The sequence below is a fragment of the Serratia sp. P2ACOL2 genome, from assembly GCF_003691565.1.
Taxonomy (GTDB): Bacteria; Pseudomonadota; Gammaproteobacteria; order Enterobacterales; family Enterobacteriaceae; genus Serratia; species Serratia liquefaciens.
This window is the reverse complement of record NZ_CP033162.1, coordinates 422,708-438,757: the sequence shown is the minus strand read 5'-3', so window position 1 is coordinate 438,757 and position 16,050 is coordinate 422,708. Positions and strand designations below refer to the sequence as shown.

The window sequence follows — 16,050 nt, the reverse complement described above, 5'->3', positions numbered from 1 at the left end:
TCACCTCATACGAACACTTAGTTAGTTATTGTCCATCTTATCACTCCCTCTCAAGAGGTCTACACTGAGGTTATTCATTCGAAAGGAGCACAGTCATGCCGATTAAAGCCATTGCCGTAGACCCGAAAAACCCCGCCGCCTTCATAGAGATCAGCCCGGAAAAACCCACGCCGGGTCAGTACGATCTGTTGGTGGAAGTGAAAGCGGTGTCGGTCAACCCGGTGGATACCAAGGTCCATGCTGGCCTGCAAAAAAGCGGCCTGCAGCAGCCACGCATTCTCGGTTGGGACGCCAGCGGCGTCGTGGTTGAAGTGGGCAGCAGCGTCAGCGGCTTCAAACCCGGCGATGAGGTTTGGTACGCCGGTGATATCACTCGCCCGGGCAGCAACAGCACCCTACAATTGATCGATTCACGTATTACTGCCCACAAGCCTCGCAGCCTGAACTGGGCCGAGTCTGCCGCCATGCCGCTGACTGCCCTGACTGCCTGGGAAGCACTGTTCGAACATCTGAAAATTCAGGATGCGGCACCGGGGAAAACTCTGTTGATCATTGGCGGCGCCGGTGGTGTTGGTTCGCTGGCGATCCCGTTTGCGGCACAGCGCAGCCAGGTGAAGGTGATTGCGACCGCCTCTCGTCCCGAGTCGGCGGCCTGGTGTCTGGAACGGGGTGCCGATCTGGTGGTGGACTATCGCGATCTGAAAGCTAACCTGGCGCAACAGGGCATTGAGAACGTGGATTATATTCTGTGCCTGAACGATACCGACGGCCACTGGCAAGCCATCTCCGATCTGATCGCGCCGATGGGCCATATCTGCACCATCGTGGAAAACGCCCAGCCGTTGGACCAGAGCGCACTGAAGCTGAAAAGCGCCGCGCTGCACTGGGAATTGATGTTTACCCGCAGTATGTTCAACACGCCGGATATCGCTCAGCAGGGCGAGATCCTCAAGCAAGTGGCGCAACTGCTGGATGAAGGGAAGCTGAGCACCACCCTGAACGAAACGATGCACGGGCTAACGGTGCCGACGCTGACCGCCGCGCATCAAAAACTGCTCGACGGACATATGCAGGGAAAACTGGTGATTGTTTACTGATGACCGACGGGGCGCAGCCTGCGCCCCGCAGGCTTAGACTGCAACGCCAACCAGGCGGCTGGCATCGGCCGCCAACAGCTGTTTGACCAGTTCTACACAGCGCAGGAAACGCTCGTCGTAATCGCTGGACTCTACGTGTACGTATTCAATGTTGTTGGCCCGCAGCATCTCTTCCAGCAAATACTGAAATGCCTTGCGATCGTTGGGATTGCCCAGGCTGCGCAACCCATCCGCCACCCATGGGGTGTTGTTCTCCAACAGGATCACCAGATCAAAGCGGTACTCGTCGATCAACGCCTGTACAAAGGGGTGCTCGCGTCCTTCGTACTTTTTGCAGAACGCCTGAGTGGTCACGAAGTCGGTATCGATAAACGCCACTTTATTGGCGTATTTCACCGCAAAATCGACGTACTGCGCCTGGCCCAGGGCGATTTTGTCATAGTCGGAATACTGTAGCGCCATCTCATCCCCGCCGAGGTGAGAGAACACGTAGTCGCGGCCATATTCCCAGGCGCTGGTGGTGTTGAAGATGTTCGCCAGCTTATTGACCAGGGTCGATTTCCCGCTCGACTCGCCGCCGAGGATAGCCACGGTGCGTACAAAAAACGGCTTCACTTCGGTCGGAATATAATCCCAATAGCGGAACGGATCCTGGCGGATTTGGCGGCCGCTGATGTTCATAAATGAACGTTCGGGATCGATCAGAATGGTTTCAATGCCCAGATGTTCGCGATAGCGCGGAGCATCCTGTGCTTCACTGGAATAGATAAAGCTCGGCACTATGGCCTTTTGCTCCAGAAAAGCTTTCACCCCGTCACTCCACACGTTCCAGCCGTGCGGATAGGGCTCGATGCCCTGTTCGTCAAACGAGTGAATATGAATGTTTTTCTGATACTTGAAGGTTTGCAGCAGCCAGCGCAGACGATCGCTGACCGTCGGCTGTTGCGACATCGAGCTGTTGTCGAACAGCTCCCGATCGCGCGGTTCATCGTGACACAGGATCACGTGCAACTCATCCACCTGGCTACAGGCTCGCTGGATCAGGTAAATATGACCGGTGTGCAGAGGGTAAAATTTACCAAACACCACGCCGACCTTTTTCTCACGGCGTGGAAACTCAAGCCCGAGGTAACGGTGCAGCGCCTCCAGCTTCTGGGCGCTAGGGCTTTTGATTTTGTCGTTTAACAGCTGGCTAAGATAGCCTTTGGTCATGCCACTGGCATCCGCCACCTGCTGCAGAGTGCAGTTCTTTTGCTTAATCGACGCCTTCAGGTAATCGAATTGCCGCATAGCCCCTCCGTTTAGTATGCTAAACAAAATAGCATAATCTGCGTACCTCGTGGCAATTAATAAAACTGTTCCAACACGTCCAGCGCATCCGCCAGTTTCTTCACGCCAAACACCTGCATATTGGCCGGCGGTTTTTTCGGCACGTTAGCGTGCGGCACGATGGCACGCTTGAAGCCGTGTTTCGCCGCTTCGGAAATCCGTTCCTGACCGCTCGGTACCGGACGGATCTCCCCCGCCAACCCCACTTCGCCAAACACCACCAAATCGTTCGGCAATGGGCGGTCACGCAGGCTGGACACCAGCGACATCAGCAACGCCAAATCGGCGCTGGTTTCACTGACCTTCACCCCACCGACCACGTTAACGAACACGTCCTGATCGGACATCTGCAATCCGCCATGGCGATGCAGCACCGCCAACAGGATCGCCAATCGGTTTTGCTCCAGGCCGACCGCCACTCGCCGCGGGTTAGACATCATGGAATGATCCACCAGCGCCTGAATTTCCACCAACAACGGCCGCGTACCTTCCCAAACCACCATCACCGAACTGCCGGAGGTGACCTCATCGCCACGGCTGAGGAAGATGGCAGACGGGTTGCTGACCTCACGCAGGCCCTGCTCGGTCATGGCGAACACGCCCAGCTCATTCACCGCACCAAAGCGGTTTTTATGGCTGCGCAGGGTACGAAAACGTGAATCGGCGTCGCCGTCCAGCAGCACCGAACAGTCGATGCAGTGTTCCAATACTTTCGGCCCGGCCAGGGAACCGTCTTTGGTGACGTGACCGACCATGACAATCGCCACGCCGCGCGTCTTGGCGAAACGCGTCAGATAAGCCGCCGTTTCACGTACCTGCGCAACGCTACCCGGCGAAGATTGAATATCCGCCATGTGCATCACCTGAATGGAGTCGATCACCATCAGCTTCGGCTGTTCCTGCTCGGCGATCAGGCAGATCTGTTCGATGCTGGTTTCAGACAGCATATTCAGGCCGCCGGTTGGCAAGCCGAGACGATGGGCGCGCATCGCGACCTGCTGCAGTGATTCCTCACCGGTGACGTACAGGGTTTTCATCTGCTCGGACAGTTTGCACAGCACCTGCAGCAGCAAGGTACTTTTACCTGCGCCGGGGTTACCGCCGATCAGGATCGCACTGCCCGGAACCACCCCGCCGCCCAGCACGCGGTCAAACTCCAGGAAACCGGTGGAAAAACGCGGCAGCTCTTCCAGGCTGATGTCCGACAGCTTTTGTACCTTGCTGATACCGGCATCGCCGGCGTAGCCGCTCAGACGCTCGTTGCGAGAAGAGGAAGACACGGCAGCCAGACGCACTTCTGTAATGCTGTTCCAGGCGTGGCAAGCGCTGCACTGCCCCTGCCAGCGCGGATAATCTGCGCCGCACTCATTACATACAAACGCCCGTTTTGCTGCTTTTGCCACGTATTACCTCTGCTTTATTACCACATTGCCGCTGACGGGCGTCATCGCCGGGTCAGGGGCCTACTTTAGCGTACTTCGTGTTTCAGGCTGCCGGTCAACACGCACAGCACGCCCATAAGATCGGCATGGCGAATCGACACCTGCGCCTTCTCATACACTTTCGGTTTGGCGTGATAGGCAATGCCCAACCCGGCAACCTGCATCATTTTCAAATCGTTGGCGCCGTCGCCGATGGCGACAGTTTGCTGCGGTGGAATACCCAGTTTTTCCGCCAGCGCTACCAGCGTATCGGCTTTGAACTGCGCGTCCACCACCGGTCCCAGCACCTCGCCGGTCAGCTTGCCGTCGCGGATCTCCAGCTCGTTAGCCACCACCGCCACCAGCTTCAGTCTGTCACGCAGATACTCGGCATAGTAGGTGAAGCCGCCGGAGGCAATCGCCACATGCCAGTCCATCGCCTGCAGCTTGCGCACCAGGTTGGTCAGCCCGGACATCAGCGGCAGCTCGTCACGCACCTGCTTGAGGATATTGGCATCGGCGCCTTTCAGCGTACCGACGCGCTGACGCAGGCTGGCGGTAAAGTCCAGCTCGCCGCGCATCGCGCGTTCGGTCACTTCCGACACCTGCTCACCGACGCCCGCCAGTTTGGCAATCTCGTCGATGCATTCAATTTCAATCGCAGTGGAGTCCATATCCATCACCAGCAACCCGGGGGTGCGCAGGTGGGGGATCTTGCCCAGCGGCGCCACGTCCAGCCCGCTCTCCGCCGCCAGCGTTTTGGCGCGTGCCGTCAGCGTGCCCGCCAGACGCACCACCTGATAATCCTCTACGCACCAGGCAGTGACGATCACCATCGCCGCGCCCAGCTTGCGCTGGAAATCGGTAATGCGCGTTTTGTTCAGTTCTCTGCCATATAATAGCCAACCGGTATGACCCGCCCGATAATCCAGCGGCATCACTTCGTCACCGCTCAGCGAAAGGGGAAGACCCGGCCATTGAGAGATCTCAGCCGGGAGATCGCAATAGGTCAGACTATTCGACATCCTTAACTCCTGAAAAAACACTGCATGATAAAACGACGCATCAAGCTATCCTATCGCCATTGCTTCTGGCAACATAAAGTGTCCAAGATGCCCAAGGAACCTGCATGGCCCGCGCTAAACTGAAATTCCGCCTGCACCGCACCGCTATTATCCTGATTTGCCTGGCTTTGCTGGTGCTGTTGATGCAGGGCGCTTCCTATTTTAGCCTGAGTCACCAATTGGCGCGATCCGAACAGGTGGAAGAACTGGCGCAAACGCTGACCAAACAGGTGGCATCCAGCCTGGCCCCCCTGATGGATGACGACAGCGACGTCGACAACCAACGCATCGACGCCATCCTCAAACAGCTCACCGACCACAGCCGCATTTTGGACGCCAGCGTCTATCAGTTGGACGGCTCCCTGGTTTCCCACGCCGGTGAGCAGATAAGTATACGCGATCGCCTGTCGCTTGACGGTAAACGCGCCGGCAGCTACTTCAATCACCAGCTGGTTGAACCCATTGAGAACAAAGACGGGCCGATCGGCTTTATCCGCATCACGCTGGACACCCACGTGCTGGCGACCGAATCCAAACAGGTGGATAACACCACCAACCTGCTGCGCCTGATGATTTTGCTGGCGCTGGCCATCGGCATCATCCTGGCCCGTACGCTGTTGCAGCACCGCCGCAGCCGCTGGCAGCAGTCCCCGTACCTGTTAACCGCCAACACGCCGTTGGAGGAAGGCAATACGGTGGAAGATGACGATGACGAAAAGCCGGAAGATAAGAAAGAAGAGAAGATGCCCTAGGCTTGCTTTAAGCCATGCGCTGGATGTGTTCATTCAACCCTTGAACCTGCATCAACATCTGGTCGGCAAGACTACGGAATGCCTCGCTGATCAACTCATGCTGTGCCCTGCTCATCCACCTGATAGAGTGGAAAATACGTCTCCTCCGCCACGGCCCTGCGCAAGGCATAGCGAGTGGCTCGGCCTTTACCCATAGCCAGTACCGCTTCCGCCAGTACACGGATACGGCGCGACAGCGTCGGTTGGCTAATACCCAGCGCATCAGTGAGTGCTTTCGACGCGGCGGCCCCCTTACGCAGAACTTGCTCGAGGCTGGTCATAGATGAATAGAGGAGTGAATAGATTGACAGGGGCGCAGCAGAACGCTGCGCCCGCAGTATGATTAGGCTTTGTCGCCCAGCAGCACAGATTCCAGCGCGATAATGATCATTTCATTAAAGGTGGTTTGACGCTCTGCAGCGGTGGTCGCTTCATGACGCAGAATGTGGTCGGAGACGGTACAAATGGTCAGTGCCTTGGAACCGAACTCTTCGAACAGCTCAGCCGCCACGCCGTAGATACCGGCCGCTTCCATTTCCACGCCCAGGATGCCGTACTTCTTCATCACCTGGAACATATCCGGATCCGGCGTATAGAACAGATCAGCGGAGAAGATGTTGCCCACACGCGCCGGGATACCCTGCGCTGCTGCCGCGTCTACGGCATTACGCACCATATCGAAGTCGGCGATTGCCGCGTAGTCGTGATCCTTGAAACGCAGACGGTTTACTTTGGAATCGGTGCAAGCACCCATACCAATCACCACGTCACGCAGTTTGATATCGTCACGCACCGCGCCGCAAGAACCCACACGGATGATTTTCTTCACGCCGAATTCGGCAATCAGTTCACGCGCATAGATAGAGCAGGATGGGATACCCATACCGTGGCCCATTACGGAGATTCTGCGGCCCTTGTAGGTACCGGTGAAGCCCAGCATGCCACGCACGTTGTTCACTTCCACCGCGCCTTCCAGGAAAGTTTCCGCGATGTATTTTGCACGCAGCGGATCGCCCGGCATCAGTACTACGTCAGCGAAATCACCCATTTCAGCATTAATGTGCGGCGTAGCCATAATTATCTTCCTTCAGAAATCATATTTAATAAAAACATCAAACATCTAAGCCTTGAATTTCGAGTTGCAGCCAGGCGCGTAGCAACAACGCTGCGGCTTGAAATACGGGGCTTAGAGCATGGATTTACCGTAATCCATCGGTGACACGCCAAAGTAGCTGGCTACGGTCTGGCCGATGTCGGCGAAGGTTTCACGGTGGCCCAACGAACCTGGTTTCACTTTCGGACCGTAAATCAGGACCGGAATGTGCTCACGGGTGTGGTCGGTGCCCGGCCAGGTCGGGTCGCAGCCGTGGTCAGCGGTGAAGATAATGATATCTTCATCTTTCACCAGTTTCAGCAGCTCCGGCAGACGGCGGTCGAACAGCTCCAGCGCAGCGGCATAGCCCGCAACGTCGCGGCGGTGGCCGTAAGAGGAGTCAAAATCAACGAAGTTGGTGAACACGATGGTGTTATCACCGGCTTTTTCCATTTCGGTCACGGTTGCGTCGAACAGCGCGTCGATGCCGGTAGCCTTGACCTTTTTGGTGATGCCCACGTTGGCGTAGATATCGGCAATTTTACCGATCGACACCACTTCGCCGCCCTTCTCGTCCACCAGCTTTTTCAGCACGGTTGGCGCCGGTGGCTCTACGGCCAGATCGTGACGGTTACCGGTACGCTGGAAGTTGCCCGGCTTGTCGCCCAGGAATGGACGAGCGATCACGCGGCCAATGTTGTAACCGCCTTCGGTCAGCTCTTCACGGGCGATTTCACAGAGTTCATACAGACGATCCAGGCCGAAGGTCTCTTCGTGGCAGGCGATCTGGAATACCGAGTCGGCAGAGGTGTAGAAAATCGGCTTGCCGGTTTTCATGTGCTCTTCGCCCAGTTGGTCGAGGATCACGGTGCCGGATGAGTGGCAGTTACCGAGGTAGCCCGGCAGGTTAGCGCGCTCGACCAGCTTGTCCAGCAGCTCCTGCGGGAAGCTGTTGTGCTCGTCGCTGAAATAGCCCCAATCGAACAGTACCGGCACGCCGGCGATTTCCCAGTGGCCTGACGGCGTATCTTTACCGGAAGAGAGTTCGCTGGCGTAAGCATAGGCGCCGATGATGTCCGCGTTGCGATCCAACCCTTGCGGGAAGGTGCCGGTGGATTCTTCCGCGGCCTTGCCCAGGCCCAGACGGCTCAGGTTAGGCAGCGTCAACGGGCCCTGACGACCAACGTTGGCTTCACCGCGCGCGCAGACCTCGGCGATGTGACCCAGAGTGTCGGAACCCTTGTCGCCAAAACGCTCGGCATCTTCGCTCGCGCCAATACCGAATGAGTCTAATACCATAATAAATGTACGTTTCATCATGCTCTCCTGCGTGTTCTCACGCTGTGGGCGACAGCGAATAGGCCGCTGCCGCTCCTGATTCGTTAATTATTCCGTGATGCGCTTATAGACTACTGGCGTCACTTCCGGCGCTTTGTCGCTCAGCACCATCGCACTGCGTACCGCTTCGGCCGCCTGCTGCCAAGTCTCTTCGTCGTTGGCATGGATCACCGCCAGCGGCTGCTGGGTATCCACTTTGTCGCCCAGGCGCGCCATATCAGTCAGGCCCACGCTGTAGTCGATGCTGTCGGTTGCACGGCGACGACCGCCGCCCAGGGACACCACCGCCATGCCCAATGCACGGGTATCCATTGCACTGATGATACCTTTTTTCTCAGCGTAAACCGGCTTGCTGAGGGTTGCGGCAGGCAGATAGCTGTCGTAGCGCTCGACGAAATCGGTCGGGCCCTGCTGTGCGGCGACCATACGGCCAAACACTTCTGCCGCTTTACCATTGTCCAGCACTGCCTGCAGTTTGGCACGCGCATCGGCATCATCTTTCGCCAGGCCACCGGAAAGCAGCATTTCCACGCACAGCGCCATCGTCACTTCCAGCAGGCGCGGGTTGCGGTATTCGCCGGTCAGGAAGCGCACGGCTTCGCGAACTTCCACGGCGTTACCGGCGCTGGAGGCCAGCACCTGGTTCATGTCGGTCAGCAGCGCGGTGGTTTTGCAGCCGGCGCCGTTGGCTACGCCAACAATCGCCTGCGCCAAATCGGCCGACAGTGCGTAGGTTGGCATAAAGGCACCGGAACCGACTTTGACGTCCATCACCAACGCATCCAGGCCTTCCGCCAGCTTCTTCGCCAGAATAGAGGCGGTGATCAGCGGAATGGAATCTACGGTAGCAGTGATATCACGGGTCGCGTAGAAGCGTTTGTCCGCCGGTGCCAGCGAGCTGGTTTGGCCGATAATCGCCACGCCCACGTCCTGAATAATTTTGCGGAAGGCATTGTCGTCCGGGAAGATATTAAAGCCCGGGATCGCTTCCAGCTTGTCCAGCGTACCGCCGGTATGGCCCAAACCACGGCCTGAGATCATCGGCACATAGCCGCCGCAAGCCGCCACCATCGGGCCCAGCATCAGCGAAGTGACATCGCCCACGCCGCCGGTGGAGTGCTTGTCGACCAGTGGCCCGTTCAGTGACAGGCTTTTCCAGTCCAGCACGGTACCGGAATCACGCATTGCCATGGTCAGCGCCACGCGCTCCGGCATGGTCATATCGTGGAAATAAATGGTCATCGCCAGCGCGGCAATTTGACCTTCTGAAACGACGTTGTCACGGATACCATTGATGAAAAAGCGAATTTCTGCTTCGCTCAACGGCTGACCGTCACGTTTCTTACGGATAATTTCTTGGGCCAGGAACAAAGCGTCCCCCTGTTTTAGCTAGAGTAGAGTGCAGGCCGGCGATTATCTCGCCTTGCCGACGTAATCGTTCAGTAACCGCTGCCGGACTGCCCGGCACTGTGGCCCAGCGTCGTCAGCAGGCTGGCTAACAGACTGGAAGCCCCGAAGCGGAAATGACGCGCATCTGCCCAACCTTCGCCCAGAATACGATCGGCAAGTTGCAGATAATGCAGCGCGTCTTCCGCTGTGCGTACGCCACCGGCCGGCTTGAAGCCCACCGTTTTGGCAACGCCAAGATCGCGGATCACCGACATCATCAGCTCGGCGCTTTCGAGCGTCGCGTTGACCGGCACTTTACCGGTAGAGGTTTTGATAAAGTCAGCACCGGCGTTGATGGCGATTTCCGATGCTTTACGGATCAGGCTGGCCTGCTTGAGCTCACCGGTTTCAATGATCACTTTCAACAGCACGTTGGCGGCCTGGCAAGCCTGCTTGCACTGTTTGACCAGTTCAAAACCTACCTGCTCGTTACCGGCGATCAGCGCGCGGTAAGGGAACACCACGTCCACCTCATCGGCGCCATAGGCGATAGCCGCGCGCGTTTCCGCCAGCGCGATTTCAATATCGTCGTTGCCATGCGGGAAATTGGTGACGGTCGCAATGCGGATGTCCGGCGTCCCCTGCTCACGCAGAGCCTTGCGCGCCACCGGGATAAAACGCGGGTAAATACAGATGGCCGCCGTATGGCCGGCCGGGCTATTGGCCTGACGACACAGCGCGATCACTTTTTCATCGGTGTCATCGTCGTTCAGCGTGGTCAAATCCATTAAGGTCAGCGCACGTTGCGCTGCTGCGGTTAATTCGGTCATAAAACTCTCCAACTGAGTACCTGGGTGTTGGCGAGCGGACTTGGTTCCTTGAAGATAGCGCTGGGGAACGGGTTCCCACCGCGGCAACTGAGATCCTTCTCACCGCACATAACCCTTCGCATCGCGCAGGGTCAGTAATAGCTATTTGAACACGATCGCCGGGGGCAATTCGCGCTCAGAGTCACACTATATGAAATAACACTGTAACAGGCCGGAATTATATGTGAAGAACATCACAAAATAACGCGATATCGTTCACAAATTCGCTAAAGAAACGGACGCGGGCACGGCACGCTGTGCCCGTCTTAGAGTATAGGCGGTGTCCTGCAATAGGGCTCGCGGCGCTATCACAGGACAGGACCGGGGTTACAGCGCCAGGAAGAACCCGGCGATGGTCGCACTCATCAGGTTGGAGAGCGTACCCGCAGCCACGGCTTTCAGGCCGAAGCGCGCGATGTCATGACGACGGTTCGGCGCCATGCTGCCCAGACCACCGAGCAGGATCGCCACCGACGACAGGTTGGCAAAGCCACACAGCGCAAAGGAGATGATCGCCTTGGTGTGCGCCGACAGCACCTGCAGCCCTTCTGCCGCCACCACGTCGTCCGGACGCAGGTAAGCACCGAAGTTCATGTAGGCAACAAACTCGTTAACGATAATCTTCTGGCCAATAAACGAGCCGGCCGCCATCGCTTCATGCCAAGGCACGCCGATCAGGAAGGCGATCGGTGAGAATACCCAGCCAAGTATCAGTTCCAGCGACAGCTGCGGATAATCGAACCAGCCGCCGACACCGCCAAGAATGCCGTTCAGCAAAGCGATCAACGCGATAAACGCCAACAGCATCGCGCCGACGTTCAGCGCCAGCTGCATGCCGGAAGCCGCACCTGAAGCAGCCGCATCGATCACGTTGGCCGGGCGTTCATCTTCTGCGATCAATTTCATCGCGTCGTCTTTATCGTGGGTTTTTTCGGTTTCCGGCACCATCAGCTTGGCGAACAGCAAGCCACCCGGTGCAGCCATAAATGAAGCGGCGATCAGGTATTCCAGCGGCACCCCCATCTGGGCATAACCTGCCAATACGGAACCGGCTACCGAGGCCAGGCCACCGCACATCACGGTAAACAGCTCAGACTGGGTCATGGTGGCGATATACGGGCGCACTACCAGCGGGGCCTCGGTTTGGCCGACGAAAATATTGGCGGTCGCCGACAGTGATTCGGTCCGTGAGGTACCCAGCAGCTTTTGCAAGCCACCGCCCAACACGCGGATCACCAATTGCATGATACCGAGGTAATACAGCACCGCAATCAGCGAGGAGAAGAACACGATCACCGGCAGTACGCGCAGCGCGAACACAAAACCGCCGCCGCCGAAGACTTCAAACATCTTGTCGGAAACCAGGCCACCGAAGATGAAGGAGATCCCCTGGTTGCCGTAGGCGATCACGTTAGCCACGCCCGCCGACATGCCGCCGAGAATCGCGCGACCAACTGGAACGTACAGCACCAGCGCGCCGATGGCGACCTGAAGAACAAATGCCCAAATAACGGTGCGCAGGTTAATCGCGCGGCGGTTGCTGGAGAGCAGCACCGCAATGGCGATCAGCACCGCCATGCCGACCAGGCTCATGATGAGTTGCATGCAAAGTATCCCTGTTGCGAAAAAGAAATGCATCCCTGTCAGAGAGGAACACGGGGCTGCTTTAGAGTAATTTCGGGGAGCGATTATACGGAGCGAGGTACCCCTCGTACCGATTTATGTCACAAATGCATACAACAGGAAGCAAATGAAAATCTTATAACGTGATCATTATCACAGTTATGGTGGGTTAGACACCTAAAGGGTAAACAGGGCGTGAGTGTTGTGTTGCAACTGGGCGGCAATATCCTCGGCTGACTCGGGGCGCAAGCGGCACAGTTCCTGGAAAACTTCGGCGGCACGTTCAGGCCGGTTGGGCTGCCCCTGGTAACCGGCCAGCGGCATGTCCGGCGCATCGGTTTCCAACAGCAAGGAGGTCAACGGCAATTGAGCCATCACGCTACGGGTTTTCTGCGCCCGCTCATAGCTGATGGTGCCCCCCACGCCAATGTAATAGCCCAGGCGGATAAACGCCTGCGCCTGTGACAGGCTACCGGCAAAACCATGTACGACGCCACGGCGTGGCACTTCGCTACGACGCAGCATTGCCGCCAGCTGATCGTGGCTGCGGCGGGAATGCAGGATCACCGGCAGGTCGTGTTCTTTAGCCAGTTTCAACTGGGCCTTCAATACCCGCTGTTGCCGTTCGAACTGCGGGTTCTCCATATACAGATCCAGACCAATCTCCCCCACCGCCACCAGCTTCTGAGGTCGGCTGGCCAGAAAACCCGCCAACTGTTCAAGCTCCGCTTCCTGATGCTGGGCAATATACAGCGGGTGCAGCCCGAGGGCTGCGAACAACGGCGGATAGTCGCGCGCCAGTTTTACCACCCGCGCAAAGCGGTCGGCAGTTACCGTCGGCACGATAATACGCCTTACGCCCGCCCGTTCGGCCAACGCCAGGCTTTCAAGCTCCTGCCCGCTGAACGGCGGGAAATCGAAGTGGCAGTGGGTATCGGTGAAATCTGGGGTCACAGCAACCCCCCTTCACCCGGGGGTACGTCACCCGGCAAAATAATCTCTCTCGCGGCCAGATTGGGCTCCGGCTGCGTGGAAAGTTCGCGCGGGTGTGCCACGTCGGTGATGATCGGCGAAGGCATAACGACATTCTCAGGCTGGATCAAACGGCGCGACAGCGCCTTTTTCACCTTCATACCGTCCAGTTTGTCCTGCTCGACCAGCCAGTGCCCGACGGTCGCCAGGAAATAGCGCCCGCAGCGACGCCCCAGATGATAGTCCTGATTGAGCGAGGTCAGCCGGCTGCCCAAGGCATTGCTGGCCAGCGGCTTCGGCGGGAAAATTTCAAAGATGCGCAGCTTGCCGGGCGGCTTCTCAATGAATTGCTGAATGCGGTGATAGCTTTGTTCGTGGTGTTGAAGGATGCGCACCATCTGCTGCAGACTGCTTTCGCTCAGCCAATGCTCCATGCGCTTCATCCACTGCGGGGTGTAATACATCTGCGAAGGCACGGTACGGATCACCACGATGGTGTCCGCGCCACGACGATAGGCCTCTTCGACTGGGATCGCATCGCTGATGCCACCGTCCTGATAGCTGACGCCGTCCAAATCCACGCCCATACGGTAAAAACCCGGAATGGCGCTGGATGCCTTGATCGCCGGCAACCAGCTGGCACGCTGCGCCGGCAGGTAAGTGGGTTCAAAGTCATCGCTGCGGCAGGCGCACATCAGGAATTCACGGCCATCGATCAGGTGTTTTTCCGCCACGTCCATTGCCAGCGGCAGCTGTTGCGACGTGGTGTCGATCAGCCAGTCGAGATCGATCAAATGCCCGCCACGCACAAAGCGCAGCGGGTTAAAGAATTCAGCGGAGGTGGTGTAACGGGTGATCACCCGCCGCGCATAGCCCATCTGGCCACAAATAAAGGCCGAGAGATTTTGTGCGCCGGCAGAAGTGCCGATCATCAGATCAAAAGGATTAAAGCGGGCACGCTGAAACTCGTCCAGCACGCCGGCGGTAAAAATGCCGCGCTGCCCGCCCCCTTCACATACCAGCGCCATTTTGCCGGGCCGGTAAGGTTTATACGCCAGCGGTTCTATATTGCCGAGCGTGATGGGTATTCTGTATCCCAACCCTGCATCCTCAGTGAGACGTTTTACCCGAGGATACCTCGTCTTGCTCTCTTCCGTAATCCTCTTGCAGTATGCCAGAGAGGCAGTCATTGCTTCCCATCAGCCAGATGCAGTCATTGTCGGACCACTCCGCCAATGCCTGACACACCCGGCCCTTCAACTGTTTCCAGCGTCCGAGGATGATGTCGCTATTCATGACTGACCTCCCTGGGGTGAGAAAAGGAATTAAGCTTTGTTACACTTTGAGAGAAACAAGGCTGTGTCCCGTAATAGTGCGTGAGCTCCGCTGGCGGTCATTTGGACGCGCAACAAGGCACGGGTCGTGAGGTTTGGTGGGCCAAATAAACGGCTCGTAACACAGGGGCGCGTTCAAATGGCCCCAGCCCTTCGGGTCGCGCCCCAAAAAGCCCGTACTCCGCGTTGTCGGGCTTGAACGTAGGCCCACTATGCTCATCACCCTCCGCCTTGATTACGGGCTTTTTGGGTCTGCGACGGCGCCACGACCTATTGCGGGACGCAGCCTATGGACGTCGGCGGCCGGTAAACAGGCTGACCAGGAACAGAATGATCCCCACGACGAAGACGATTTTTGCAGCCCAGGCGGCGGTACCCGCCAGAGAGCCGAAACCTAACGCAGCAGCAATCAGTGCGATGACTAAAAAGATAATGCCCCAACGAAACATAAGCTTCTCCTTACCATAGTGAAAAAACACATCGCAACCTGTGCCCTTTTCAGGCTCATCCAGGTTGCCGGTCAGTTTCTTTTTTTGATGGTGCTTCCTGGGTTAACCTTTCAGCCAACCCAGGATTTGGTGCTTATTGTTGCTCGTACTAAAACTTACGGCTTAACTACCAGGTCGTTTTTAACGCTTTTCACGCCGTCGATCGCTTTGGCGATGCTTTCTGCACGCTCAGACTGCGCCTGAGTTTTCACTTCACCGGAAAGCTGCACCACACCATCAGTGGTTTCCACTTTCACGTTGCGTGAAGGCACGATGTCATCGGCCAGCAGTTTGGCTTTCAGTTCGCTGGTGGTCGCAGTGTCACCGGCATAAGCCTTCACGGACTGCTTGCTTTCGTCTTTCACGTGCAGCTTGTCGCTGACGGATTTGACGCCTTCCACTTTACCGGCCACTTCAACCGCATGCTCGGCCTGCGCCTGGCTGCCGACAAAACCGCTCAGGGTGACGGTACCTTTTTCCGTTTTCACCGAGATATCGCTGCTGGTAATGGTTTTGTCATCCACCAGCGCACTTTTAACTTTAGCCGTTGTTGCGCTGTCATCCATGTAGCCGTCAACTTTTTTCATGGAGCTATCGATTTTGGCACCCGCGCTATTAGCGGCACTCGACGCTTTGTTGAGCAGCGTATCTTCAGCCAGCGCGCTGCCACTAACCAGAACGGAACCCAAAACAACAGCCATCAGTGATTGTGCAAATTTAGTATTTTTCATCGATCTCTTCCTTTGGTTATGGATCCAAAATGATTGCGGACCCTTCAGTCGCCATAACGCGACTCACTCAGTGAATACTTCACGATTTCTATACGTTCAAACATTCACGCTAAGACGATTGTTGCCACACCAGGAATATTGCAACGGTTGTGCCAACTTTAAAAAATCATTAAAAATCAATAACAAAATAAAAGCTGATTAATAATCGAACTAAAAACTGTCGCCTATTGACGACAACACCTGTCCGTTAAATCAAGGTTATAGCTATGTTATTGATATTAATAACATCACACTGTCTCTTATTGGCAACACTACCGAATAACTCGCTATTATCGTGGCAAAAAATAGTGAATTACGCTTACTGGCTAAATGATGCCCTATTAAATATAGACCATATGACAGAAAAAACAGGAAAGACCGGGCAAATGCTGGCGGATGCGGGGGAGACGAAACTGGTGAAGGAGATTTATTAATTAGCAGAATGGGGAGACGCAATATAACACAGGGCGCC

The 16,050-nt window shown here is 56.7% G+C and carries 16 protein-coding genes; 2 read left to right on the top strand and 14 right to left on the bottom strand.

Translation table 11 applies throughout. The features are described from left to right. Window positions 1–95: 95 nt before the first annotated feature. Entirely contained in the window at window positions 96–1,097 is a 1,002-nt protein-coding gene (locus EBA31_RS02140; protein ID WP_122077069.1) for a zinc-binding alcohol dehydrogenase family protein, read from the top strand. 33 nt (window positions 1,098–1,130) lie between these two features. Here EBA31_RS02140 and nadR read toward each other — a convergent pair whose 3' ends face one another. From nadR to serB, 3 genes are all read right to left on the bottom strand, one after another. Continuing rightward, complete coding sequence (gene nadR / locus EBA31_RS02135) at window positions 1,131–2,387, bottom strand: multifunctional transcriptional regulator/nicotinamide-nucleotide adenylyltransferase/ribosylnicotinamide kinase NadR (protein ID WP_020825124.1); 1,257 nt, start codon at window positions 2,385–2,387, stop codon at window positions 1,131–1,133. Between the two features lie 56 nt (window positions 2,388–2,443). Further along, window positions 2,444–3,829 (bottom strand): DNA repair protein RadA, encoded by a 1,386-nt coding sequence (gene radA, locus EBA31_RS02130; protein ID WP_020825123.1) that lies wholly within the window; start codon window positions 3,827–3,829, stop codon window positions 2,444–2,446. 65 nt (window positions 3,830–3,894) lie between these two features. Continuing rightward, window positions 3,895–4,872, bottom strand: coding sequence for a phosphoserine phosphatase (serB, locus tag EBA31_RS02125; protein ID WP_020825122.1), 978 nt, complete (start codon window positions 4,870–4,872; stop codon window positions 3,895–3,897). 104 nt (window positions 4,873–4,976) lie between these two features. Here serB and EBA31_RS02120 point away from each other — a divergent pair, with 104 nt between their 5' ends. Continuing rightward, window positions 4,977–5,663 (top strand): YtjB family periplasmic protein, encoded by a 687-nt coding sequence (locus EBA31_RS02120; RefSeq protein ID WP_048762896.1) that lies wholly within the window; start codon window positions 4,977–4,979, stop codon window positions 5,661–5,663. Window positions 5,664–5,758: 95 nt separating this feature from the next. On the opposite strand, the gene EBA31_RS02115 is transcribed toward EBA31_RS02120, so the two are convergent. The 11 genes from EBA31_RS02115 to osmY form a co-directional block, all read right to left on the bottom strand. After that, entirely contained in the window at window positions 5,759–5,983 is a 225-nt protein-coding gene (locus tag EBA31_RS02115; protein ID WP_238387422.1) for a helix-turn-helix domain-containing protein, read from the bottom strand. A 62-nt stretch (window positions 5,984–6,045) separates the two neighbouring features. Beyond that, window positions 6,046–6,777, bottom strand: a complete 732-nt coding sequence (gene deoD / locus EBA31_RS02110; protein WP_020825118.1) for a purine-nucleoside phosphorylase — start codon at window positions 6,775–6,777, stop codon at window positions 6,046–6,048. Between the two features lie 111 nt (window positions 6,778–6,888). Further along, window positions 6,889–8,112, bottom strand: a complete 1,224-nt coding sequence (gene deoB / locus EBA31_RS02105) for a phosphopentomutase (protein ID WP_020825117.1) — start codon at window positions 8,110–8,112, stop codon at window positions 6,889–6,891. A 69-nt stretch (window positions 8,113–8,181) separates the two neighbouring features. After that, window positions 8,182–9,504, bottom strand: a complete 1,323-nt coding sequence (gene deoA, locus EBA31_RS02100; protein ID WP_116691316.1) for a thymidine phosphorylase — start codon at window positions 9,502–9,504, stop codon at window positions 8,182–8,184. A 68-nt stretch (window positions 9,505–9,572) separates the two neighbouring features. Further along, window positions 9,573–10,352: a deoxyribose-phosphate aldolase gene (deoC, locus tag EBA31_RS02095; protein WP_020825115.1), complete on the bottom strand. Its 780-nt coding sequence runs from the start codon at window positions 10,350–10,352 to the stop codon at window positions 9,573–9,575. 366 nt (window positions 10,353–10,718) lie between these two features. Then, window positions 10,719–11,996: a NupC/NupG family nucleoside CNT transporter gene (locus EBA31_RS02090; RefSeq protein ID WP_048762894.1), complete on the bottom strand. Its 1,278-nt coding sequence runs from the start codon at window positions 11,994–11,996 to the stop codon at window positions 10,719–10,721. A gap of 195 nt (window positions 11,997–12,191) precedes the next feature. Next, the gene (locus EBA31_RS02085) at window positions 12,192–12,968 is read right to left on the bottom strand and encodes a TatD family hydrolase (protein WP_115060173.1); all 777 of its coding nucleotides are present in this window, start codon (window positions 12,966–12,968) and stop codon (window positions 12,192–12,194) included. After that, a complete protein-coding gene (locus EBA31_RS02080; RefSeq protein WP_041414172.1) occupies window positions 12,965–14,086 on the bottom strand; it encodes a patatin family protein in 1,122 nt (373 codons plus the stop codon). The genes EBA31_RS02085 and EBA31_RS02080 overlap by 4 nt, the downstream gene beginning before the upstream one ends. A gap of 10 nt (window positions 14,087–14,096) precedes the next feature. Next, window positions 14,097–14,282 (bottom strand): hypothetical protein, encoded by a 186-nt coding sequence (locus tag EBA31_RS02075; RefSeq protein WP_020825111.1) that lies wholly within the window; start codon window positions 14,280–14,282, stop codon window positions 14,097–14,099. A 325-nt stretch (window positions 14,283–14,607) separates the two neighbouring features. Further along, complete coding sequence (locus EBA31_RS02070; protein WP_004857650.1) at window positions 14,608–14,769, bottom strand: DUF1328 domain-containing protein; 162 nt, start codon at window positions 14,767–14,769, stop codon at window positions 14,608–14,610. Window positions 14,770–14,924: 155 nt separating this feature from the next. Next, the gene (gene osmY, locus EBA31_RS02065) at window positions 14,925–15,539 is read right to left on the bottom strand and encodes a molecular chaperone OsmY (RefSeq protein ID WP_122077067.1); all 615 of its coding nucleotides are present in this window, start codon (window positions 15,537–15,539) and stop codon (window positions 14,925–14,927) included. Window positions 15,540–16,050 lie beyond the last annotated feature (511 nt).

Coding starts and splice junctions, on each gene's coding strand:
- deoB (WP_020825117.1), bottom strand. CDS start 8,112: ATGAAACGTACATTTATTATGGTATTAGACTCATTCGGTATTGGCGCG.
- deoC (WP_020825115.1), bottom strand. CDS start 10,352: ATGACCGAATTAACCGCAGCAGCGCAACGTGCGCTGACCTTAATGGAT.
- EBA31_RS02090 (WP_048762894.1), bottom strand. CDS start 11,996: ATGCAACTCATCATGAGCCTGGTCGGCATGGCGGTGCTGATCGCCATT.
- EBA31_RS02120 (WP_048762896.1), top strand. CDS start 4,977: ATGGCCCGCGCTAAACTGAAATTCCGCCTGCACCGCACCGCTATTATC.
- osmY (WP_122077067.1), bottom strand. CDS start 15,539: ATGAAAAATACTAAATTTGCACAATCACTGATGGCTGTTGTTTTGGGT.
- serB (WP_020825122.1), bottom strand. CDS start 4,872: ATGTCGAATAGTCTGACCTATTGCGATCTCCCGGCTGAGATCTCTCAA.
- EBA31_RS02140 (WP_122077069.1), top strand. CDS start 96: ATGCCGATTAAAGCCATTGCCGTAGACCCGAAAAACCCCGCCGCCTTC.
- nadR (WP_020825124.1), bottom strand. CDS start 2,387: ATGCGGCAATTCGATTACCTGAAGGCGTCGATTAAGCAAAAGAACTGC.
- EBA31_RS02075 (WP_020825111.1), bottom strand. CDS start 14,282: ATGAATAGCGACATCATCCTCGGACGCTGGAAACAGTTGAAGGGCCGG.
- EBA31_RS02115 (WP_238387422.1), bottom strand. CDS start 5,983: ATGACCAGCCTCGAGCAAGTTCTGCGTAAGGGGGCCGCCGCGTCGAAA.
- EBA31_RS02070 (WP_004857650.1), bottom strand. CDS start 14,769: ATGTTTCGTTGGGGCATTATCTTTTTAGTCATCGCACTGATTGCTGCT.
- deoD (WP_020825118.1), bottom strand. CDS start 6,777: ATGGCTACGCCGCACATTAATGCTGAAATGGGTGATTTCGCTGACGTA.